Genomic DNA, 23476 nt, shown 5'->3' on the forward strand with positions numbered 1-23476 from the left:
GATGGAATATTTAAGAACACTAAAAAATAATAATGTGATTTACAGCAGTACCCGTGATGCGAGGTATAGCCAGCAAACCACTTCAGATTTTAGTATCCGGTTTGTATTTAGTGGTAACGAAAGGTATAGTATTGGCAAAAGGCAATTGTCTATCCATACCGATTCGTTTTTGATCCTGAACAAAGGCACACAATATACAAGTTCTGTAGAAAGCGCAATACCCGTGCAATCTTTTGGAATAAGCTTTGACGATAAGTTCCTGCAAGATTTTAAGGACAGCTGGCAGCTTAAAGATGATACCCTGCTGGCAAATTACAGGCGCCCTTTAACAAGCCGGTATGAATATGAATTTGATGAAACTATATACCCTTTTAAAGGAGATTTGTTTTTCAATATCAACCACCTGAAGTATCACCTCGATCGCGGTTTGCAGGATGAGTTGCTGATCAATGAATACCTGTACCATTGCCTGATCAATTATTACCAGATATTTAATGAAGAGATATTTCAGAAGGCTCAGGGCCTGAACTTTTTGAACAGAAGCACTAAAATTGAAATATTACGCAGACTGAACCTGGCGAAAGAATATTTATACACCAATTACAATCAGCATATCAGCCTGGACGAACTGGCGGAATATGCCTGCTTGTCCGTTACCCATTTATTGCGGACTTTTAGACAGGCTTTCCATGTAACACCTCACCAGTTTTTGGTGCAGATACGTCTGCAAAGGGCCAAAGACCTGCTTCGGAATACCGACTACCCTGTGAATGAGATAGTTAACATGATCGGCTTCGACTGCCCAAGCTCCTTTATTCGGCTTTTTAGGGAACGTTTCGAAACAACCCCACTTAAATTCAGGCAGGATTTGTAAGCTTATTAAACTTGGTCCGACAATTCAAATGTGCTAAAATGCTCAATTATGGTGATTTTCGCATATCGGGCTCAATTCCTATTATTTAACATTGCTATCAGGCATTTCTTGCTCAACTGATCTTCTCAATAGTATATTAAAAGTATACAAATCCGATAGTACTTAGGAAATAGATATAATTTATGAAAATTAAATACATACCTGTATTTACAAATGATATTGACAAACAAGTAAGTTTTTTACGGATGACCTGGGCTTCGAGATCTGTGGAAAGAAAAACTTTTTCCCTGACCAGGAGAGTATATTATTGAGGACGGATAACCCGGATGTTTTCATAGTTGTAGTGGAGGATATCAAGGGGGAATATGACAAAAATCTGATCATATTGAGCAGCCATGACTGCCTGAATGATTACCACACCTTAAAATTATCCGGGGTTGTATTTTATAACAAACCCCAATATTTACCGGTGGGACTGGGGGTCGAATTCTGCGATCCGTCAGGCAATCATTATTTATTACTGGAAGAACGGAGTTATCACCATTTTATCTGACCCACCCTTATTGGTTGCTCACCGCGCTGACGAAACTTTCCCATTGTATGCCAAAATTATCAAATTGGCGATTTCCGCACATTCACTGACGATTTCCGCACATCCGCGCCGGATACCAATAGCTAAAATTGTAGATAAGCATTAACCTATTTAAAGCAGGCACTGCTGTAGTAGGGTAAGGGAATTAACTATTGTGACCGTATGCTTTTACCGAATAATCAGGACGAATATGAAAAAATATTTACTGCTAATATTACTGCTGATCATTGCTTTCATAAACGAAGCAACAGCACAAACGGCAACCATTACCGGCAAAGTAACCGCTTTAGACGATGGCCTGCCTCTCCCGGGCGTATCGGTCAAGATCAAAGGGAGCAGCATCGGTACACAAACCGATAAAACGGGTCAGTACTCTTTAACAGTTCCTCAAAATGCAATACTTGTTTTTACTTACCTTGGATTCACTTCAACAGAACGACCCGTTCCTGAATCGGGTGTGTTGAATGTGGGGCTCTCCACTGAAACAAGGGGGCTAAGTGAGGTTGTTGTAACCTCTCAAGGCATCAGGAGGGAAAAAAGGACATTGGGTTATTCCGCACCAACTGTGAGCAACAATGAGTTAACACAGGGAGAAAGTCCAAGTGTTCTTACTTCATTAACAGGCAGAGTAGCAGGTGTAAATATTACGTCAACTTCAAACACTCCGGGTAGCTCAACCAGGGTAGTTCTTCGCGGCGGGTCGTCTATTACCGGTAACAACCAGGCTTTAATGGTTGTCGACGGTGTTCCTATTGATAATTCAAGTATTATAAGCGGCGAAAGCAGTTTAACAGCGGTGGATTTTGGAAACAGGGGCAATGATATCGACCCGAATGACGTAGAATCTATCACGGTACTAAAGGGGCCTGCGGCGGCGGCTCTTTATGGCTCGAGGGCATCCAATGGCGCGCTTATGATCACTACCAAATCAGGTGCAAACCGTGCACAAAAATTGGAGATAACACTTAACTCTGCAAGCACATTCTCATCAGTCCTGAAATTACCTACTTTTCAAAATGAGTATGGCCAGGGGTACATGTCGGGTTCGGCTACAAGTGCGGACTACGTTACCGGCATAGATGACGCAAGTGATAACTTTAGCTGGGGAGCACCTTTTACCGGAAAAACAGAGCCATGGGGGCAGCAAATTGATGGCGTTAACCAAATGAAGCCATATAAGGCCTTGCCAAACAACATAAAAGATTTTTTCACAACCGGTTTTGCGGCTGATAATAGCCTTGGAATTTCATCGGGCAATGATAAAAGCAGCTTCTATTTAAGCTTAAACTCATTAAATTCCAATAGTATATATCCGGGTAACAGCGATACTTATAATAAATATGGAGCACGTTTCAACGGTAAAACTAAACTTTCAAACAATTTTACTGCAAGTATTAATTTCAACTACAATAAAATTCAGGCAAATACACCTTCCAATGGACAGAATGCAAACGGTATATGGAATAGTTTAATGCAAACGCCAAGGGATATCCCTATTAATACTATGGGAGACTTGAACAATAAGTACAATGGTTATAATACCACTACTAATACGTATGGTTTTTATGGTGCTTTTGTTTTAAACCCTTATTGGGTTCTTCAAAATTTTAGTAACCTCGATGATGTTAACCGTATTACCGGTGCTGTTAATCTGGCCTGGAAACCTGTTAAATGGTTAAATATAGAAGAACGGATAGGTGTGGATTCGTACTCAGACCGCAGGAAACTTATTTCACCAAAATATGATTTTGACCCTGCTGACGAATCCGGATCCGGATTGTGGATTCCGCAAACCAACAATGGATCTTATGAAATAGACCAATATAATGTAAACGAGGTGGTGCATGATTTAATGATTACTGCAACCCATAAGTTTGGTAAAGATCTTAATGCGTCATTATTGTTGGGTAATAATATCAGGGAACGCTCTACCACTTCCAATTTAACAAGCACTAATACAAGTGGTGGTTTAGTAGTTCCTGGTTGGTATAATCTTAACAATAGCAACGGGCCTGTAAATGTAATTACAGATAATATTTCTATAAGAAGACTGGTAGGTTTTTACGCTGATTTAAATCTTTCGTATAAAGACTACCTATTTTTAGAGGGTACATTAAGAAACGACAGATCTTCAACATTACCTGTAGATAACTACTCTTATTGGTACCCAAGTGTAAGCGGTTCATTTGTGTTTAGTGAATTGTTAAAAAATTCCGGCATTGCTAATTTTTTAAGTTACGGTAAACTGCGTTCGAGTTTTGCGCAAGTAGGCAGCGATACCGATCCGTATCAATTGTTAACTTCTTATGGAAAAACTACCATTAATGGCTCCTTTGGAAGTACCACATTTCCATTCGGCAATGTTCCCGCATTGCAGGTTGGATCAACCCTTGGTAATGCTACGCTTAAACCGGAACGGACAAGCTCATTTGAAATTGGTACAGAATTAGCGTTTTTGGAAAATAGGCTTTCTATCGATTTTAGCTATTACATTAACGATTCAAAAGATCAAATCATATCCGTTCCTATTCCTAACTCAACTGGGTATGGTTTTAATACGATAAATGCAGGGGAAATTCAAAATAAAGGCATCGAGTTATCAATGCGCGGAACTCCTATTAAAACCAATGACTTTACCTGGGAGCTATTTGGCACATATACAAAAAATAACAGCAATGTACTTGCCTTGCCAAATGGCGTTTCGCAGGTAGTAATAGGTGGTTTTAACGGCATGGGAATAGTCGCAGCTAAAGGATATCCTTACGGCGAATTTTATGCGGTAACAAACCAAACAGATGCACAGGGAAGAACTATTGTGAATCAAACTACCGGGCAACCGATACCTACAACAACAGCCCAATACCTGGGTTCATATCAACCTAAATACCAAGCATCATTGGGTACAAACGTTAAATACAAAGGTTTTAATCTAAGTGTATTATTTGATGTTAAACATGGCGGCGTATTATTTTCAGACACTAAGTCTCTCGTAGATTTCGTCGGGACAGGAATTGAAACCGGCGGCCCCCGATTTGGCAATCCGTTCCCTAATTCCGTTTATCTGGATGCTGCCGGCAAAAGTGTTCCCAATACAACAGTACCCTACTCCGTGTATAATTATTTTACGAGTGTAATAAATAATACACCTGGAATGTTCATTGTCGACGCATCTTATATTAAAATGCGCAGCGCCACCATATCTTATACTTTTAACAAAACGCAATTAAAAAGTCTGCCGTTTGGTGCATTAACCATTGGTGTATTTGGTAACAACCTGTTTTTATGGACTCCAAAATCCAATGCGTATGTAGATCCGGAAGTAAACTCAAGTGGTGCCGGAAACGAGCAAGGGCTGGATTTTGCTGGAACCCCATCAGTGCGTAACTATGGTATTAATTTGAAGGTTTCATTCTAAGAATTCTCATCATGAAAAGAAAATATAAAAATCTAAAGCAAATCCTGTTTATAGGGCTTATTGCTGCAGTTGGATTTCCCGGCTGTAAAAAGTATTTGGATGTGAACCAAAATCCAAATAACCCAGATAACGCCGACCCCACATTGCTTTTGCCTACTACAGAGGCAGCTATTAGCCAGGTAGTAGGAAATTCATTTCAGGTATTTGGCAATATATGGTCGCAATACTGGACTCAAAGCCCAGTTGCGTCACAATATAAGTCCATGGATCAATACGCCCCGATAGGTACCGACTTTGACCGCCCGTGGCTTAACTTATACCGCACCGCATTAGTAAATGCCGACCTGATCACAAAAAGTACTGAACCAGGATTAGAAAATATTAAAGGTATTGCCTACCTGATGAAGGCTTATAGTTTTCAGGTAGCAACTGATGCTTTTGGTGATGTGCCCCTATCGCAGGCATTGCAACCAACTGTATATTCAAACCCTAAATTTGATGCCCAGCAGGTAGTTTATGATAGCATATTTATGTACATTAATAAAGCATTACCATTACTTAATGCAAATGCCGTTTCGGCGGGAGCTCAGGATATGATATTCCAGGGAAATATGACGAGTTGGGTAGCTTTTGCCAATACACTTAAACTTAGAGCATATTTACGATTGTCTAACATTGATCCAACTACTGCTAAGGCAGGTATCGCCGCATTATACCAAACTAATCCGACATTCTTAACAGAAGATGCGTCGATAACCTACACATCTACGGGTGGTAACGAGAACCCGTTTTATAATGAAGCATCCAGCCCTACATTGGGTAAAGTTCAAAATGTGGTGGCCAGTTCAACTGTCGTAAATGCCTTCATCAGAAATAATGATCCTCGTTTAAATAAGTTTTTTACTTTGTTTATCGATAAAGTTAATCCTGTTGACTCTATCGAATCTATTCCGCAGGGTAGCTATCTGTCGTATGTCAATAAGAAAGTTTCTCCGCCATCTCCATTAGTTGGAGGCCAGGCAAATGACCCTGCCTCTGCTACAGCACCGGTTAAATTGCTGTCGGCTGCCGAAAGCTATTTTTTACAGGCCGAAGCTGTTGCGAGAGGGTGGGCTGCAGGTGATGTAACCAGTTTATACACAAAAGGGATACAAGCAAGCTTTGTTGCTACAGGCGCAGGAGATCCTACAACGTATATCAATACAGCACCAGATGGATTGCAGGCTTTAAACGCTGCCGCCAGTGTTGACGGCAAGGTTAAAGCTATTATTACACAAAAGTATTATGCAATGTGTGGTTTCCAGGGTTTTGAGGCATGGACCGAATGGAGAAGAACCGGGTATCCTACCTTCTTTGTTCCTTCTGCAGCAACAACAATTGACCCCGGCCAAATGCCGTTGCGCATGCTCTATCCTAATTCGGAATTAACTTCAAATTCGAATTATCCGGGAACTATTCCCATTTATAAGCCCGTTTGGTGGGGGCTTCCAAATCCATAATTTAAGAAATCACTAAACATACAGGAGGTTGTCTCAAAAGGGATAGCCTAAACTGGATATATTTTCAGTTGCTTTTTGTCCTAAACAATTTTTAAGGGAAGTTAGAGGGTGGAAGAAGATTTTACAAGACGCTGGTTCTTAATGTCTAACACGATTCATTTTGGATATTTTCGCACATCATCAACGAGCGCATTAGCTTATGTTTGTTATAGCCAATTGTTTATTGTTAAGACATGAGGTTAGTTAATAGTTAAAGAAAAGAGAAGTCAGTCGCGCGAGGCGATTGACTTTTTTTATTCAGGGACGGATTAAATCAGCTTATTTTTCCGGGCAAAATCAATTGCTTTTGACCTGGAATGAACATCTAGTTTGGTATAGATATTTTTTAAGTGGCTTTTTACTGTTTCCAGCTCAATAAATAATTCGTCAGCCACTTCACTTCGCTTTTTACCATCGGAGATCATCTTTAGGATCTCGGTTTCACGTTTGGAAAGGGGGGATTCGGTATTTTTTTGGAACGAGCGTATCACCATTCGCGCAATATGTACGCTCATTGGTCCCCCACCATCCCTTACTTCACGCAGCGATTCAATTATTTTTTTGGATGAAGAGTCCTTGGTGATATACCCGGAGGCGCCGTTGGCCAGGGCCTGAAATATTTGCTGCTCACTTTCAAAAACAGTCAGCATTACCACATGTATTTTGGGTGATTGTTTTTTTACGAGCGGGATAGCTTCAATACCGCTAATACCCGGTAACTGGATATCCATCAGAATAATATCCGGCTGATCCACAGCCAGGCATTTTTCAGCACGCTCAAAAGAGGTGTACCCATTCACAACAACGATGTCGTCTTCCGCTTCAATCAACTGTTTATAAGTCTGAAGCAGGATCTGGTCATCTTCAATAAGAACTACTCTTATACAGTTATGCATGTTACCCCGGGATTGGAAAGCTTACCTGACTTGTGGTCCCGGTATTTACAATAGATTTTATATCTAATGTGCCGTTTAACCTTTTAGCCCGGTTTTGCATGTTCCGAAGTCCGTTGCCGGTTGAGATCTGTTCACACTCAAATCCACAGCCATCGTCAGAGATCGTCATACTAATTTTATTATTAGACGTAATGACTAGTGAAAGTGTTACAGTTTTTGCCCCGGCATGTTGTAAAATATTATGCAATAGTTCTTTGGCGATCAAAATTATATTACGTCCCGATCCAAGGGGGAGGCGGAGCCGTTTAAATTCCGGGTCGTTAGCAGAAACCTTGAACGAAATGCCGGAACCGGCAAATAGATCCTGCCCGAAGCGGATGATCAGGTCATATATTTCATATAGATTATCATTATCCGGGTTCAGCGCCCACAGAATGTTCTTAGTCCCTGAATAAAGTTCAGCCACACTCGACCTGATCTGTTGGATAAGCAGTTTCTCGTCAGCTTTGTTCTTACCTATTTTCTTATCCAAAAGTTCTGACAACAAATTGATCCGGGTTAATTTATTGCCCAGGTCATCATGAAAATCTTCCGCGGTCTGCCGGCGCACCGATGCCTGCTCTTCTAACCTCAGAGCTTCGATATATAATGCTTTCCGGTTATTCTGATAAATTTTATACCTGTATATACTATAACCAGCCGACAGAAAAACAAGTATAACCAGTATTTTAAATATTATACTTTGAAAAAACGTTGGTGTTATAGTGAATGAAAAAACTGCCGGCTCTGTGAACAGACCTGCACTATTAACTGATCTGACCTTAAACGTATATTTACCAGGTGGAAGACTCGGGTAATCCACATAATCACCAGTAACTAGCTTACCGTATGTTTTATCTAACCCCTCCAACTGATACTGATACTGAATATCAGTTGCGCCGGAGAAGTCAATGGCCTGAAATTCGATCTCGATTTGGCTTTTATCCGACGGCAGAGTTAAATTAACAGGAAGATGATATCCATGCTGATAGGTATAATTTACATTGACCTTATTTTTTGCAGATAACCATACACTTTGGATCACTGTATTTGGTACTGCGGGAACTTTTGCGTCCCGGTTTGTTTTATATACGTATACACCATGTGTAGTTCCTATCCAAACGTCCGAATCGGTATGCAGTATAGAATTCTGGTTGGTTTCCACAATCGGATTAAAAATGCTCTCACTTTTTAAATCCATCCGCCCCGGGTCAATGATCTTAAATTTACTGATTCCTTTACCCGTCCCAAGCCATAGCGCATTACCAACTATATCGATGCTGTAAACTGTATTTGATTGAAGTCCATTTTTAACGTTAAGATTTTTTATGTCGTTTGTTTTAGTATTCCACACAAATAAGCCATAATCATTGGTGCCTATTAAAACATATGGGCCGTAAGCATACAACGTAATCACATTTTTGCCCGCGAGTTTACCTAATTTGAAATTACTGTCCAGTTTTTTGTTCCTGATCAGTTCAATACCGCTCACCGATCCCACAAAAACTGAATCGGGGCCTTTTACCAGTACGCTGGAACAAAAATGATGTATAGACTCGACCCGCATCAATTTCCGGTCTTCGATGTAAAAGCACCCATTGCTTGTGGCGGCCCATACAATATTGTTAGCGCCTTCAGCAAGGTTAAAGAACAGATATTTCCCGACAGATACCGGTGAGTAAACCATTTTACCGGCTACCCGATGCTTCACCCATAATCCCATGTTATCCGTCCCTACCCACAAGTTATCATTCCGGTCATTAAGAAGGCAATTGATACGAAGTTTAGCAGATTCTTTACCGTAAATAGCCTCCTGTTTTATCTTATTATTTACAAATGACCATAAGCCGCCGCCATTGGTGCCCCAATAAATCTGTCCATTTGAATCTTTCGCCATGCTCATCACGATCTCATTATTCAAACCCTGCGACTTATCGTATATCATAAAGTCATCATTATCATAGCTGTACAATCCTCCGCCGTCGGTACCAAACCACATCCGGTTATCTGCGTCGCAGTAAGAGGATAAAATACGATTGTTGGAGAACCCGTTATTCTCGTTAAAATACCGGGAAAGGTTGCCTTTAAGCATGAAAGATCCTTTGTTAGTACCAATCCATAAATTTTGATGATGATCAAAATTTATAGTGGTCAGTTCAGAGGCTTCAGAATACAAGGAGGGGGCACTAATTTTTTTAATGGATATTGAATCGCTTTGGTACAATCCAAGGTCGGAAATAAAAAAAATTGTCCCGGGAGACTTATCATTAAAAGTGAAATCTTTTACATAGGCGTCGCTGGTATTTAACACTATCTTCCAACGCGCTTTATCCAATTTGTAAATTCCTGACTGGTAAATAGCCGCATACAAGCTCCCATTATGATCCACCTCAATATTAGAGATCATTTCCTTTTGGGAAGTCACCAGTTGTTCAACCAATTTGCCATGGATCAACTTGTATAATTTAGATTTTGCGAGGGACCAGATTATATTGTTTCTGTCGCATATCACCCGGGTAATGCTTCTGACATTTATTGAATCCTTAAACTTATAATGGTGCATCCCATTATTGGTAAATGCGGTTAGCCCCTTATTGCTGCCCCACCAGATATTGCCGTCATTATCACTGGCGATGGTGAAATTTGAGTTGGAAACCAGTCCGTCTTCAATTGAATATGAATTGAACTTTTTACCGTCAAAAGAATTGATCCCGCCAAAATTTGAAAGCCATATCTGTTTTTGCTTATCCTGGCAAATGGCCAGCACCTGTGATTGCGATAACCCGCTGCCCAGGTCATAATGCTGGAAATTATATTTCTGCGCGCATAAAACTGTTGTCCAAAGCAGTAAGCAAGCCGTGGCTAATCCCTTAGCGAAAAATATGAAGGTTTTATCGGGCATGAACGGAAAATTCAAACGGCTTACATCATAAAGATACTGTATTATTTGACCACAGCCAGGCGTAAGGATCATTCAGGCAGGGCGCCAGCTAAACGTCAGGTAAATTTATCGTTTACAAAGCAAATTTCAATCCCCCTTAAAGGGGTAATTTCTGGCCCGGTAGAAGTAGCTATACTCTTAGCTCAGCAAATTTAGTCGTTGCATCATAACATCGTCATAAAACAATAAAAAGCAACTTTTTTGGTAAACTAAGTTGACTAATTTGGTCAACTTGGTTTACATTTGTCCTATTAAATCTGAGGAAATGAAAACGACAAATCAAATCATTAATTTAGTGAATAAAGTATTATTTATATCACTTCTTCTTGTGCTGGGACTGAACTCTGCATCGGCACAAAATGATTGGAAACTGAGCACCGAAAAAGATGGTATAAAGGTCTATACCAGCATGGTGTCGGATTCGAAAGTTAAAGCGATTAAAGTGGAATGTGATTTAAGTGCAACACCATCCCAGCTGGTTGCCCTGATTATGGACGTTACTACTGCACCCGATTGGGTATATCACGTTAAGTCGGCTAAACTGGTTAAACAGGTATCACCTGCAGAACTTTATTATTATTCAGAAGTCAGTTTACCCTGGCCTGCACAAAACCGAGACTTTGTGGCCCATTTAATAGTCAGTCAGGACCCCGATACGAAGGTCGTGACAATTGATGGTCCGGCAGTACCGGGTTTTGTTCCCGTAAAGAAAGGCATTGTAAGGATCGATCGTTCTTTCGGCAAATGGGTCATCACTCCAACAGGATCAGATCAACTTCACGTTGAATATTCAATACATGTAGATCCGGGAGGCTCTCTTCCTGCCTGGTTGGTCAACATTTTTGCTACGGACGCTCCGCTGCAAATTTTCAAGAGCCTGAAAACACAAATGCAAAAACCGATTTATAAAAATACTGCTCTTGCATTTGTTGCAAATTAACAGGAGGTTATGAAGACGCAATCAATCCGTTAAAACCTCTCAGGTATTACCTGTTGTCCGAAATAAAGGTATCCTCCGGACTTTCTTCATCTTAAAGTCAGCTGCATCAGAGCAGCGTCATAAAACATTAAAAAGTGAATTTTTTGGTAAACTAAGTTGACTAATTTAGTCAACTTAGTTTACCTTTGTACTATCAATTCAACAGTAATGAAAACGCAATGTATCAATCTCGACCAAACATTTTTAAACATCACCAACTTGATCATCACCGGTGTGAAGAGCTTTAATTTGAATAAGCTTTTTTCAGCACCTAAATTCTCGACTGATAAGATTGGGTACTACTTGCTTCCGTTGATTAAGCAACTTTTCAGAGACAACTTTATGGGCTCTGATGCGGAAATGGGGGTGTTGCTAATTTTTCTGAAAGGTTATTTTTCATCTGCCGTTGAAACCGTCAGAAGTAATGCCGTAGGCGACTTGTTCAGAAAGTTGAGAGGCACTAAAGACACAGTTGCTGTATTGGATACTGAGAGAATTTATGATCAACAACAAGCTGCATGAGACTACAATTACAAACTCTGATGTCATGAAAACGGACTATACATATAACATAATTAAAAATGCGCTGATGCTTTTGCTGGTTTTATTATCAAGCATGCTGATGGCGCAGCAAACAATCATAAAAGGAGTGGTTACCGATCTGCGCACCCATGAGACGATGCCGGGTGTAAGCGTTTCTTTTGATGGCACTACTATCGGAGGCACTACCGATGTGCAGGGAAATTACAAGCTGAGCAGTGACGGAAACTATAATCGTATTAAAATATCCTTTATCGGTTATAAAACGCTCTATAAAGATATTACTCCTGGTACTGAGCAAACTATCAATATTGCTTTGATCGAAGATCGGAGAACATTAAGCGAAGTGGTAATAAAAAGCGGTAAAAAAACCAGGTATACCAATAAAAATAATCCCGCCGTTGAGCTGATCCGTAAGGTGATCGCACACAAAAGTCAAAACAGATTGGAAAACTTCAATTATGCGGAATATCAGCAATATGAACGCATGATATTCTCCCTTAGTGACCTTTCAGAGAAATTCAAGCAGAAAAGAATATTTAAGAATTATCAGTTCCTTTTTACAGAACAGGATTCTGATGCCATTGGCGGTAAAAACCTTCTCCCCATCTATATGGAAGAAAAACTATCTGACAATTATTTTCGCAAGTCGCCATATGCTAAAAAACAGGTGATACAGGCTAACAAGCAGGTGAAGTATGATGAAAACTTTGTAGATAACGAAGGACTGAAAGCTTACTTCAACCGCATGTACATGGATATTGAGATATATGATAATAATATTCCGTTACTGGGCAACCAGTTGCTGAGCCCGATTGCTGATGGCGCACCAGCTTTTTACAAATTCTTTATTACCGATACCATCAAAGATGTGAGCCCGCAATTGATCGAGCTGAGTTTTACTCCGCGCAATACGACCAATATGCTGTTTGAAGGTAAAATATACATTACTATGGATGGCAACTACGCTGTGCAAAAGGCTGTACTGTCCGTAAACAAGAATATTAACCTGAATTTTGTGCGTCAGATGCAAACCACCCTGGCCTTCGAGAAAACTGAAGGCGGACGCTATCGCCTGAGCCAGAGTGATCTGAAGATGGACTTTGGGCTTAACAAAAATAAAGGCGGCGGCGTTTACGGCGAACGCGTTGTGATTATCAACAACTTTGCAGTTAACAAGCCCCGTTCCCAGGAAGTTTATTCGGGTCCGGCACAGATGATCGCTTATAATGCAACGGAAAAGGGGGATGAGTTTTGGAAGGCTAATCGCCCCGATACATTGAAACCCGGACAGGCAAACATATATAAGAATATTGACAGCTTGCAAACCATCCCATCTTTTAAACGGACAATGAAACTGGTTACCCTTTTTGTTGCAGGATATGACGATTTAGGGCCTTTTGAAATTGGGCCGGTAAATACCTTTTACAATTTTAACTCTGTCGAAGGTTTTAGGCTGAGATTAGGCGGGCGTACAACTCCTGCGCTGAGCAAACGGTATTATTTCGAAACATATGGTGCTTATGGTTTTAAAGATGAAAAATTTAAATATTTTTTCAGCGGGACTTATTCATTAAACAATAAATCGATTTATTCTTTTCCACAGGATTATTTGAGGGCTAGCGTACAACACGATACCAAAATACCAGGGCAGGAACTTCAGTTTGTACAGGAGGATAACTTTCTGCTATCCTTTAAACGTGGTACTAACAGTATCTACACTTATAATGATGTCTTCAGGCTGGATTACGTGCATGAATATCTGAACCATTTCTCCTACAAATTTGAATTGAAAAGCTGGAACCAGGCTGCCGCAGGTGATTTGTATTTCCAGAACATTGTTGCAGGGCAGCCAAATTCTATAGATAACCTGCAAGTCACAGAATTATCGATGGAATTGCGGTATGCACCTCATGAAAAATTTTATCAGGGCAAACTATATCGTACACCTATCCCTGATAAATACCCCATTTTTACCTTGCGTTACCAGGAAGGTATCAAAGGATTTCTTAAGGGTGATTACAATTATCAAAATGTTACAGGTAATATTACCAAGCGTTTTTACCTTTCTCAACTGGGTTTTGCAGATGTTGTTGCAGAAGGTGGATATATCTTTAATAAGCTGCCTTATCCATTGCTCGACATTCATCATGCTAACCAGACCTATGCATTGCAGCTACAATCGTATAACCTGATGAACTACCTGGAATTTGTTAGTGATCATTATGCCAGTATCAATATCGATCAGCATTTTAACGGGTTCTTTTTTAACAGGGTACCATTGTTACAATCGTTAAAGTTAAGGGAGGTTGTATCATTCAAATCAATATGGGGTGGCGTAAGGCAGGAGAATAACCCGGCAAATGATCCATCCTTATTGCAGTATCCTCTGTACGGCGATGGTAAACCTATAACTTATACACTTAATAATGGCCCTTATATGGAAGCCAGTGCAGGTATTGAGAATATTTTTAAGCTATTACGTTTAGACCTGGTTAGGAGGCTTTCTTATCTTGATCACCCGGACGCACCAAAGTGGGGTGTAAGAGCTTTTGTTAAATTGCAATTCTGATTATGGTCAATTTTCCATGTATAAGTTAATTGTATAAAAAACGTTAAATTTGTAAACCGGGTTGACTTTATTGAGCCTAATATCAATCCCTATTTGAATATTAAAAGTAAAAGATCATGTTAAACGAGGATACTACCAGGATGACAAGCAGATTGCTTTATCTTTTGAAACGATTATCAGACGAGTGGTATTGTAATGAGCTTTGTCATGCTCAGTTGGAAGGATTTAATAATTCATACATACCGCTATTTATGAGCATTGGCACAAAAGGCATATCGAATAGTAAGCTTGCGTCTAACTTAAGTATAACCAAACAAGCAGCCAGTAAGGTGATCAAAGAACTGGAAGAACTTGAATTAGTGAGAAGTGAGAAATGTTGTACGGATGGCCGTTCAATGATGCTGTATTTAACTGATAAAGGTATAAGTTTTTACGAGCATATTAAAAGCCAGATGGAAACCCTCGAGCAGGAGTATAAAAAGGAGGTAGGAGCAAAGAACTACGAAACTGCCATTAATGTCATGTTGAAACTTGTGGAATACCACGAACATCTGAACAAAGCGGTAAAGGTGTAACGTTGCTAATTATGGAATTTACTGAGGGTTTGCTTTGCACTTCATATTTCCAGGAGCCGGATGTCCGTTATTAACGCGGCTCCCGGCTTGTAACAAAAATTTAACAAATTTTAACAATTATATCTTAGGTTTCTTTAACAAATAAGGTGATTCACTGTTTAAGTTTGTCCTTTAAAAGTTATTAGGAATTTAATGGAAGAATTAAAGAACGAAACTGCGCTCCCGCCAACCGATATCAGGGCTATTAATGAAATGATAGAAAGGGAAAGCGCCTTTGTTGATATTTTAAGATTAGAGATGGATAAGGTGATCGTAGGTCAGAAATATATGATCGATCGCCTGCTGATCGGCCTTTTGGCTGATGGCCATATTCTGTTAGAAGGTGTACCCGGTCTGGCAAAAACTTTGGCTATAAATACACTTGCCAAGGCAATACAGGTTGACTTTAGCCGAATCCAATTTACGCCTGATCTTTTACCTGCCGATTTGGTTGGAACGATGATCTATAATCAGAAAAAGGAAGAATTTATTGTTCGGCAAGGGCCGATATTTTCCAATTTTATTCTTGCAGATGAGATCAACCGTGCACCTGCTAAAGTACAAAGTGCCTTGCTGGAAGCCATGCAGGAGAGACAGGTAACCATTGGCGACAATACTTTTCCGCTGCCAAACCCTTTCCTGGTTCTGGCTACGCAAAACCCAATAGAGCAAGAAGGAACCTATCCGTTACCCGAAGCCCAGGTTGACCGTTTTATGCTGAAAGTAGTTATCGGTTATCCTAATAAAGAGGATGAGAAAAGAATTATACGTTCAAATATATCACCAGGTGGAATGCTGAAGCCCGCTGCCATAGTACGCCCTGAGGATATAGTTAAGGCGCGCAAAGTAGTACGGGAAGTTTATATGGATGAAAAAATAGAGCAATACATTGTTGATATTGTTTTCGCCACTCGTTTTCCTGAACAACATAAACTGGCTCATTATAAGAACCTGATCAGTTATGGTGCATCACCAAGGGCAAGCATCAACTTAGCACTTGCTTCAAAGGCATATGCTTTCCTTAAACACCGGGGTTATGTTATTCCTGAAGATGTAAGGGCTATCTGCCATGATGTATTAAGGCATCGTATAGGGCTAACCTATGAAGCGGAAGCTGAAAATATGACCACCGAAGCTATTATTACCGGCATATTAAATGCCGTGGAAGTACCGTAAGCATTATGGCAAAGGATACCAAGGATCTGCTTAAAAAGGTAAGAAAGATAGAGATCAGGACACGGGGATTAAGCAACCATCTTTTCTCGGGCGAATACCATTCTGCGTTTAAGGGGCGGGGTATGGCCTTTAGTGAGGTACGCGAATACCAGGTAGGTGATGAGATAAGGACGATTGACTGGAATGTTACCGCCCGCTTTAATCACCCTTATGTGAAGGTTTTTGATGAGGAACGGGAGCTCACGGTAATGCTTTTAATGGATGTAAGCGGATCGGGCAATTTTGGTACTGTTAACTGGCAAAAGTTGGATCTTGCTACAGAATTGTGTGCGGTGCTGGCTTTTTCGGCTATACAAAATAATGATAAGGTAGGTGTGTTGTTTTTTAGCGACAAAATCGAAAAGTTTATCCCCCCTAAAAAGGGCCGGAGCCATATTTTAATGATCATCCGCGAGCTGATAGACTTTAAACCTGAAAATAAGAGGACAAATGTAGCCGAGGCTTTAAAGTATTTTACGGGTGCTATCAAGAAAAAATGTACGGCTTTTATTATTTCCGATTTTATGAGTCCGGGTTTTGAGACTGAATTAAAAATAGCCAATAAAAAGCATGATGTTATAGCCTTAAGGCTTTATGATAAACATGAAGAAGAATTTCCTAACCTCGGCTTGATCCCTGTGCGCGATGAAGAGACCGGGGAAATGCATTGGATAAGTACCGGTAGCCAGGAACTGCGTAATACCTATAAAGCTACAGCAACTAAAAGAAACGGAATGTTAACCGAGACATTCAAAAGATCGGGAGTGGATTTTACCAGCATTGGCACTCACGAAACTTATATTAAACCATTGATGACATTATTTAAAAAACGGGGTAGCAGGAAGTGAGTAAACAATATTTTTATACCGGCAGCTACCGGGTTATTTTAATGCTGATCCTGTTTGGGATATGTTTCCATTACACAGCGGATGCTCAAGATATACAGGTGGGCGCCAGGCTGGATAAATCTTCCATACCTATCGGCGATCAAACTGTACTGCATCTTACTGCCCGCATCCCGGCTAAGAGCGTTATTGCTTTTCCTGAATTGAAGGATAGTATCGGTAAAATTAAGATTGTAAAAAGCATTAAGCCGGATACTGTGCTTGACAAGAATAATCCTGCCAGCGAAACCATAACGCATAATTATACGATCACTTCCTTTGATACTGGTGTGTATGTGATCCCGGAACTTGAGTTCCAGACCAAAGCAGGGAATTTTAAAACTGGTACTGTAACGCTACAAGTGAAAGCAGTTTTGGTTGATACAACTAAGGCGTTCTACGATATTAAACAACCATTTGCGGTAAACTACAATTTTTGGGATTGGTTAAAAGACCATTGGAAATTAGTGCTGGGGATATTAGTCGGCATTTTATTGATAATAGTGATCATTTATTATCTGAAAAATCGCCCTGAGGCAATCATCATAAAAAAAGCTGTGCCCGCTTTACCGGTGGATGTTATTGCTATTAACAAGCTCCAAGAATTACGGGATAAAAAACTTTGGCTACAAAACGAGGTAAAGCTGCACTATATCGAACTGACTGATATACTGCGGGAATACCTGGAGAAGAGATATCATATTAGCACACAAGAGCAAACAACTGCAGAGATATTTGAGGGGTTGAAAAATAAAGATATGCCTGCCGATGCAAGAAACAAACTCAAACAACTATTGTCACTTGCCGATCTGGTGAAATTTGCGAAGGAACGACCGTCATCTAATGAAAACGAGCAAAACATAGAAAATGCAATTGAATTTATAACCATAACAAGGGAAGAGGTAAAACTCATCGACTCAAAAGAGGAGGGAACTGCATGAACTGGTTTAAAGGAATAGAATTTGCCGAGCCTGAGTTTTTCTGGTTACTGCTGGTTGTACCATTGATGATCGGTTATTATTACTGGCGAAACCGGCAATTGCAGGGCACACTTGGTATGTCATCCACCAGTGGGTTTGCATCGGCACAGAAAAGCTCAATGCGTATCTGGCGGCATTACGGGATTGTGTTGAGGTCGATAGCTGTTATTGCCTTGGTAACGGCGCTGGCAAGGCCGCAATCGGCCTTAAGCTGGCAAAATGAGACGACTGAGGGTATAGATATCATGATCGCTAGTGATATTTCGGGCAGTATGCTATCAGAAGATTTTAAACCTAACCGACTTGAGGCAGGTAAGAACATCGCGATTGATTTTATAAAGAACCGTCCCAATGACCTTATTGGTTTGGTGGTTTTCAGTGGTGAAAGTTTTACTCAGTGTCCGTTAACTATCGATCATGATGTGCTGATCAATCTATTTCATGATATTAAGAACGGGATGATCGACGATGGCACAGCCATAGGAATGGGATTGGCCACTGCTGTAAACAGGTTAAAGGATAGCGAAGCAAAAAGCAAGGTTATTATTTTGCTGACAGATGGGGTGAATAATATGGGTTCTATTCCGCCGGTAACCGCTGCCGAAATTGCAAAGCAGTTTGGCATAAGGGTATACACAGTTGGAGTGGGAACCAATGGATCGGCTCCTTATCCTTTCAAGGATCAGTTTGGCACTACCCATTACCAGATGATACCCGTTGAGATTGATGAGGGAACGCTTGGAAAGATAGCCAGTATAACGGGTGGTAAATATTTTAGAGCGAGGAACAATACCGAGCTTTCAGAAATATATCAGCAGATAGATAAACTGGAAAAAGTTAAAATAGCGGTTACACGTTATCATAAAAGAACAGAACATTATTTGCCATTTGCTATTATCGCACTATGCTTTTTATCACTGGAAGTATTATTGAATAACACAATTTTTAAAGGAGCTTTAACCTGATGCTACGTTTTGCACATACTGAATTTTTATGGGGGCTGGCATTTGTTCCGCTGCTTATCATCTTGTTTTTGATGGTAAGAAGATGGAAACGAAAGGCTCTTGCTGCATTTGGTGATAAGGAAGTTATCAGAAGGGTCATACCTGAGGTGTCATTTTCAAGGCCGGTTTTGAAATTCATCTTTTTTATAATCGCGTATGCTTTACTAATTATTGGCGTGGCTGGTCCGCAAATAGGCACTAAGACGGAGGATACCAAAACCAGCGGTGCTGATCTGATGATATTGCTTGATGTATCCAACAGCATGCTTTCTAAGGATTTTGCACCTAACCGTTTGGAAAATGCAAAGCTTGCGATTGACCAACTGATCTCTAATCTGAAGGATAATCGTATCGGTATCATCGTTTTTGCCGGGGAGGCCTATGTTCAGTTGCCTTCAACTACTGATTATTCGGCAGCTAAGTTATTTCTCAATACCATCAATACGGGTATAGTGCCTGTGCAGGGTACGGCTATTGGCTCAGCGATTGATATGGGTATGAAATCATTTGATTTTAACAATGGCGCCAGCAAAGTCATGATATTGATGACGGATGGAGAAAACCATGAGGATGACGCGGTTAAGGCTGCGGAAAATGCACATGATAAGAATGTAGCTATACATGTTATTGGATTTGGTTCGCCACAGGGTTCGCCTATACCTATATATGAAAATGGTAAAGAGGTAGGTTTTCATACTGATAGCGCAGGGCATACCGTTATTAGCAAGTTAAATGAAGATATGTGTAAGGAAATAGCCACAGCGGGGCATGGTGTCTACATAAGGGCTACCAATGCCAATAGTGGATTGGGTATAGTGATGGACCAGGTTAATAAAATGAAGCAAAAAACTTATAGTAGTAAACAGTTTAAAGATTTTGAAGAGCGCTTCCAGTTCTTTTTAGCTGTAGCCTTTATACTTTTGGTGGCAGAGTTTTTTATTTCCGGCAGGAAAAGTCAGCGGTTAAGCAGGTTGAAATTATTTGAGGTGAAAAAGTCATGAGGCAATTAATTGTAATCTTGTTGATCATATTAAGCAAATCGGTGATTTTTGCACAGGACGCAAAGAGTGATCTGCACCAGGGTAATAAGCTGTATCAACAAAAAAAATATACTGAGGCCGAAGCCGCTTATCGTAAAGCTACAACCAAGAAAGATCGAAAAGTAGAAAGTAACTTTAACCTGGGCGATGCCTTGTATAAGCAAAAAAAGTTTGATAGTGCGGGAAGAAATTTTTCTGCTATTGCTGCATCATCAACCAATCCGCTGGTAAAGTCCGGGGCTTATCATAATTTGGGTAATTCACTGCTAACCAGCAAAAAATACGACGAAAGTGTTGAGGCTTATAAAAAAGCGCTACTGAATAATCCTAAAGACGATGAGACGAGATATAATCTGGCTTATGCACAGGAAATGGTGAAAAAGCAGCAACAGCAGAATAAGAACAATCAGAACAATAAAAACAATCAGAATAACCAGGACAAAAACAAGAATAAAAATAGCCAGGACAAGAACAAACAGGATAAGGATAAGAACGATCAAAATAAGAATAACCAGGATAAGAACGATCAGGACAAAAGCAATCAGGATAAAAAGAATCAGCAAAATCAGCCGCAGCCGAATAATGTTTCAAAGGATGATGCGCAGCGAATGCTCGACGCAATGAATGACCAGGAAAAGGGTACCCAGGATAAATTAAAAAACAAAAAATTAAAAGGCGCGAAAGTGCCGGTAATTAAAGACTGGTAAATTTGTTATTTAAATGAAAAAAGGATTTTGTACAATATTGTTTTTGCTGCTATCGACAACGCTTCTGTTTGCCGCGGATACTAAATTCACCGCCACAGTAAGTAAAAGTCAGGTGGGTGTAGGAGAACAATTTGAAATAGATTTTACCTTAAACACCACGGGCACACGTTTTACGCCGCCAGATGTTAGTGCATTCCAGGTATTATCCGGCCCTAATGAATCGATAAGCGCGACCGTAGTCAATGGATCGTCGGTTGTAAGCACAACCTACAGTTTTATATTGGCCGCAACTAAAGAAGGGACGTTTAACATTACGGCCGCAGCAATTGTGGTGAATGGGCATACATTAACATCAAATCCATTAAAAATAAAGGTGCAGGGCCAAGCCCCACCACAAACAAAAACGCAGGCGCAACCTGCACCCGCTGATGATAATTCTCAGGTAAACACAAAAGATCTGGCTAAATCCCTGTTTATGAGAGCAGATGTTAGCAAAACTAAAGTTTACACAGGGGAGCAGATCAAGGTGCGTTATAAATTATATACCCGGGTTGATCTGGTAGCTAATCAACTGGATAAGGCACCCGATCTGAATGGTTTCTGGAACCAGGATGTTGTCAATAAAAATCCAAATGCTATGTGGACAGCCGAAACCTATAATGGTGTAAAGTATAGTGTGGCTGTTATTAAAGAAACTGTACTGTTCGCCGAGCATTCGGGCGACCTTACGATAGACCCTTTAGCGATGACATTTATTGTACGTTTAAAAACACCACCGAGGAAGTTCATGGATAATCCTTACGGTAATTTCCAGGATATTAAATACCAGGTTAAAAGCACACCGGTCACCGTTCACGCTGCTCCGTTGCCTGAGGCAGGTAAACCAGTTGGTTTTAGCGGTGCAGTCGGCTCTTTTTCTGTTTACACAGACATAGACAAAAAGGAACTGAAAGCCAACGAAACAATCAACTACACCTTTGAGGTTAAAGGCTCTGGTAATCTTAACCTGATAAATGCACCTAAGATTACTCCTCCTGTTGACTTTGAAAAATATGATCCTAAGACCACAGATCGTATCACGGTTGATTCAAATGGAATTGCCGGCAGCAGGCAATTCAGCTATCTGTTGATCCCGAGACACCAGGGTAACTATAAACTGGATTTGGCTAAGTTTACCTACTTTGATCCTTCTGCAAAAAGATATATAACATTGCCAACCAGCGAATTTAATATAAAAGTAAATAAAGGCGATATGCAGGTAAACGTACCTGTTTTCAATTCTGCCGACCAGCAGGATATCAAAATGTTGGGTAACGATATCCGCTATATAAAAACATCGTCGGCTGGCTTATATCAGCACGGCGGAGAGTTTTATGGATCTGTGATGTATTATATACTGTTATTGTTAGGGCCTCTTTCATTTGCAGCAGCTTTCTTTTATCGCAGATGGGAAGCTGATTATAATAGTGACCTGGTTTTAGTAAAAAGCAGGAAAGCGGGCAAAGTGGCTGCCAAACGTTTAGCAGATGCCGACAAGCAACTGGCCGCGGGTAATAAGGTTGCATTTTTTGAAGCGATAGCCAGAGGTTTATATGGTTATTTAAGTGATAAACTGAATATCCCTGTTGCTGATTTGAATAAAGAAACGATTGAAGAGCGGTTAAGAGTAAGATCCGTAAGCGAGCCTGTTATCAAGCAGTTAAATGATACAATGGATAGTTGTGAAATGGCGAGGTTTGCACCGGTATCTGTTATATCGCAACAGCAAGTATTTGAAAATGCAAAAAACATCATTAATGAAATTGAAGACAAGCTATAACTCCGTAAAGCACTGCATGTGCCTGCTTTTGCTGCTTTCTTTACCTTTATTTTCATGGAGTAGTGATTACGGCGCGGTTTATAAGCAAGCAAATGAGCAGTATAAAAAAGGGCAGTATCAGGAGGCAATAAAATTATATAGTCAAATATTAGGCAGTGGATATCAATCAGAAGCGGTTTATTTTAATTTGGGCAATGCTTATTTCAAGTCAGGAGATGTCCCTTCGGCGTTGTTATATTATGAGAAAGCACACAGACTTGCACCAGGTGATGATGACGTTAACTTTAATATTTACTTTGCCAATTCAAAAACTACGGATAAGGTAGAGCCTGCACCAGAGTTTTTTGTCACACAATGGTGGCATAGTATTATCTTGTTTTTCTCTCTTGGTACACTTTCTGTATTAAGTATTCTGTCTTTTATAGCCGGATTTGGCCTGCTTGTGATCTATCTTTTTACCCATGCAGTTTCTTTTAAAAAGGTGTCTTTTTATGCAGGCACAATTCTGCTTTTTTTAGGGTTGATATTTATTTTTATTTCGAACAGGCAGGTACATTATTTTAATGATCATCACCAGGCTATTATTTTCAGCGGTTCTGTCAATGTAAGGAGCGGTCCGGGCGACCAGGCGGCGATTTTGTTTGTTTTACATGATGGCACCAAAGTGAGTATTTTAGATACTAACAACGGCTGGATAAAGGTTCAACTCGCTAATGGTAACGAAGGCTGGATACAACAGTCAGATACCAAAGAAATTTAATTTATACGAATTACTTCTGGTAAAAATTATTTCGAAGTATTGGTAGAATTCCAGCTGAGAACTGAAT

Annotated in this window: 18 protein-coding genes; 16 read left to right on the plus strand and 2 right to left on the minus strand. The window is 40.2% G+C overall.

The window, feature by feature from the left end; genetic code table 11:
* The first annotated feature begins 1 nt into the window (after window position 1).
* The 4 genes from ACPPVU_RS13055 (at window position 2) to ACPPVU_RS13070 (ending at window position 6380) form a co-directional block, all read left to right on the plus strand.
* Window positions 2–874, plus strand: a complete 873-nt coding sequence (locus ACPPVU_RS13055; protein ID WP_426672148.1) for a helix-turn-helix domain-containing protein — start codon at window positions 2–4, stop codon at window positions 872–874.
* Window positions 875–1181: 307 nt separating this feature from the next.
* Entirely contained in the window at window positions 1182–1427 is a 246-nt protein-coding gene (locus ACPPVU_RS13060; protein ID WP_426672149.1) for a hypothetical protein, read from the plus strand.
* 229 nt (window positions 1428–1656) lie between these two features.
* On the plus strand, window positions 1657–4881 hold the full coding sequence (locus ACPPVU_RS13065) for a SusC/RagA family TonB-linked outer membrane protein (RefSeq protein WP_426672150.1): 3225 nt from the start codon (window positions 1657–1659) through the stop codon (window positions 4879–4881).
* Window positions 4882–4892: 11 nt separating this feature from the next.
* Complete coding sequence (locus tag ACPPVU_RS13070; protein ID WP_426672151.1) at window positions 4893–6380, plus strand: SusD/RagB family nutrient-binding outer membrane lipoprotein; 1488 nt, start codon at window positions 4893–4895, stop codon at window positions 6378–6380.
* Between the two features lie 308 nt (window positions 6381–6688).
* Here the strand turns inward: ACPPVU_RS13070 and ACPPVU_RS13075 are convergent, their stop codons facing one another.
* Together ACPPVU_RS13075 and ACPPVU_RS13080 are read right to left on the minus strand one after the other, a co-directional pair.
* Window positions 6689–7315 (minus strand): response regulator transcription factor, encoded by a 627-nt coding sequence (locus tag ACPPVU_RS13075; protein ID WP_426672152.1) that lies wholly within the window; start codon window positions 7313–7315, stop codon window positions 6689–6691.
* Between the two features lies 1 nt (window position 7316).
* Window positions 7317–10256 carry a ligand-binding sensor domain-containing protein gene (locus ACPPVU_RS13080; RefSeq protein WP_426672153.1) on the minus strand — a complete coding sequence of 980 codons (2940 nt, stop codon included), beginning with the start codon at window positions 10254–10256 and terminating at the stop codon, window positions 7317–7319.
* A gap of 304 nt (window positions 10257–10560) precedes the next feature.
* On the opposite strand from ACPPVU_RS13080, the gene ACPPVU_RS13085 reads away from it, so the two are divergent.
* From ACPPVU_RS13085 to ACPPVU_RS13140, 12 genes are all read left to right on the plus strand, one after another.
* Window positions 10561–11235 (plus strand): START domain-containing protein, encoded by a 675-nt coding sequence (locus ACPPVU_RS13085; protein ID WP_426672154.1) that lies wholly within the window; start codon window positions 10561–10563, stop codon window positions 11233–11235.
* 207 nt (window positions 11236–11442) lie between these two features.
* Complete coding sequence (locus tag ACPPVU_RS13090; protein ID WP_426672155.1) at window positions 11443–11796, plus strand: hypothetical protein; 354 nt, start codon at window positions 11443–11445, stop codon at window positions 11794–11796.
* Between the two features lie 25 nt (window positions 11797–11821).
* Window positions 11822–14386 (plus strand): DUF5686 family protein, encoded by a 2565-nt coding sequence (locus ACPPVU_RS13095; RefSeq protein WP_426672156.1) that lies wholly within the window; start codon window positions 11822–11824, stop codon window positions 14384–14386.
* A 116-nt stretch (window positions 14387–14502) separates the two neighbouring features.
* Window positions 14503–14961, plus strand: coding sequence for a MarR family winged helix-turn-helix transcriptional regulator (locus ACPPVU_RS13100; protein WP_426672157.1), 459 nt, complete (start codon window positions 14503–14505; stop codon window positions 14959–14961).
* A 192-nt stretch (window positions 14962–15153) separates the two neighbouring features.
* Window positions 15154–16176, plus strand: a complete 1023-nt coding sequence (locus ACPPVU_RS13105) for an AAA family ATPase (RefSeq protein ID WP_426672158.1) — start codon at window positions 15154–15156, stop codon at window positions 16174–16176.
* A 5-nt stretch (window positions 16177–16181) separates the two neighbouring features.
* Complete coding sequence (locus tag ACPPVU_RS13110; RefSeq protein WP_426672159.1) at window positions 16182–17063, plus strand: DUF58 domain-containing protein; 882 nt, start codon at window positions 16182–16184, stop codon at window positions 17061–17063.
* Entirely contained in the window at window positions 17060–18040 is a 981-nt protein-coding gene (locus tag ACPPVU_RS13115) for a hypothetical protein (RefSeq protein ID WP_426672160.1), read from the plus strand. Before ACPPVU_RS13110 ends, ACPPVU_RS13115 begins: the two co-directional genes overlap by 4 nt.
* Window positions 18037–19044 carry a vWA domain-containing protein gene (locus tag ACPPVU_RS13120; RefSeq protein ID WP_426672161.1) on the plus strand — a complete coding sequence of 336 codons (1008 nt, stop codon included), beginning with the start codon at window positions 18037–18039 and terminating at the stop codon, window positions 19042–19044. Before ACPPVU_RS13115 ends, ACPPVU_RS13120 begins: the two co-directional genes overlap by 4 nt.
* Window positions 19044–20084 carry a vWA domain-containing protein gene (locus ACPPVU_RS13125; RefSeq protein WP_426672162.1) on the plus strand — a complete coding sequence of 347 codons (1041 nt, stop codon included), beginning with the start codon at window positions 19044–19046 and terminating at the stop codon, window positions 20082–20084. Before ACPPVU_RS13120 ends, ACPPVU_RS13125 begins: the two co-directional genes overlap by 1 nt.
* A complete protein-coding gene (locus ACPPVU_RS13130; RefSeq protein WP_426672163.1) occupies window positions 20081–20830 on the plus strand; it encodes a tetratricopeptide repeat protein in 750 nt (249 codons plus the stop codon). The genes ACPPVU_RS13125 and ACPPVU_RS13130 overlap by 4 nt, the downstream gene beginning before the upstream one ends.
* Window positions 20831–20843: 13 nt before the next feature.
* A complete protein-coding gene (locus ACPPVU_RS13135; RefSeq protein ID WP_426672164.1) occupies window positions 20844–22649 on the plus strand; it encodes a BatD family protein in 1806 nt (601 codons plus the stop codon).
* Window positions 22627–23409 carry an SH3 domain-containing protein gene (locus ACPPVU_RS13140; protein ID WP_426672165.1) on the plus strand — a complete coding sequence of 261 codons (783 nt, stop codon included), beginning with the start codon at window positions 22627–22629 and terminating at the stop codon, window positions 23407–23409. Before ACPPVU_RS13135 ends, ACPPVU_RS13140 begins: the two co-directional genes overlap by 23 nt.
* Window positions 23410–23476 lie beyond the last annotated feature (67 nt).

Origin of the sequence: Mucilaginibacter sp. McL0603, from assembly GCF_049992945.1 — a bacterium.
Classification (GTDB): Bacteria; Bacteroidota; Bacteroidia; order Sphingobacteriales; family Sphingobacteriaceae; genus Mucilaginibacter.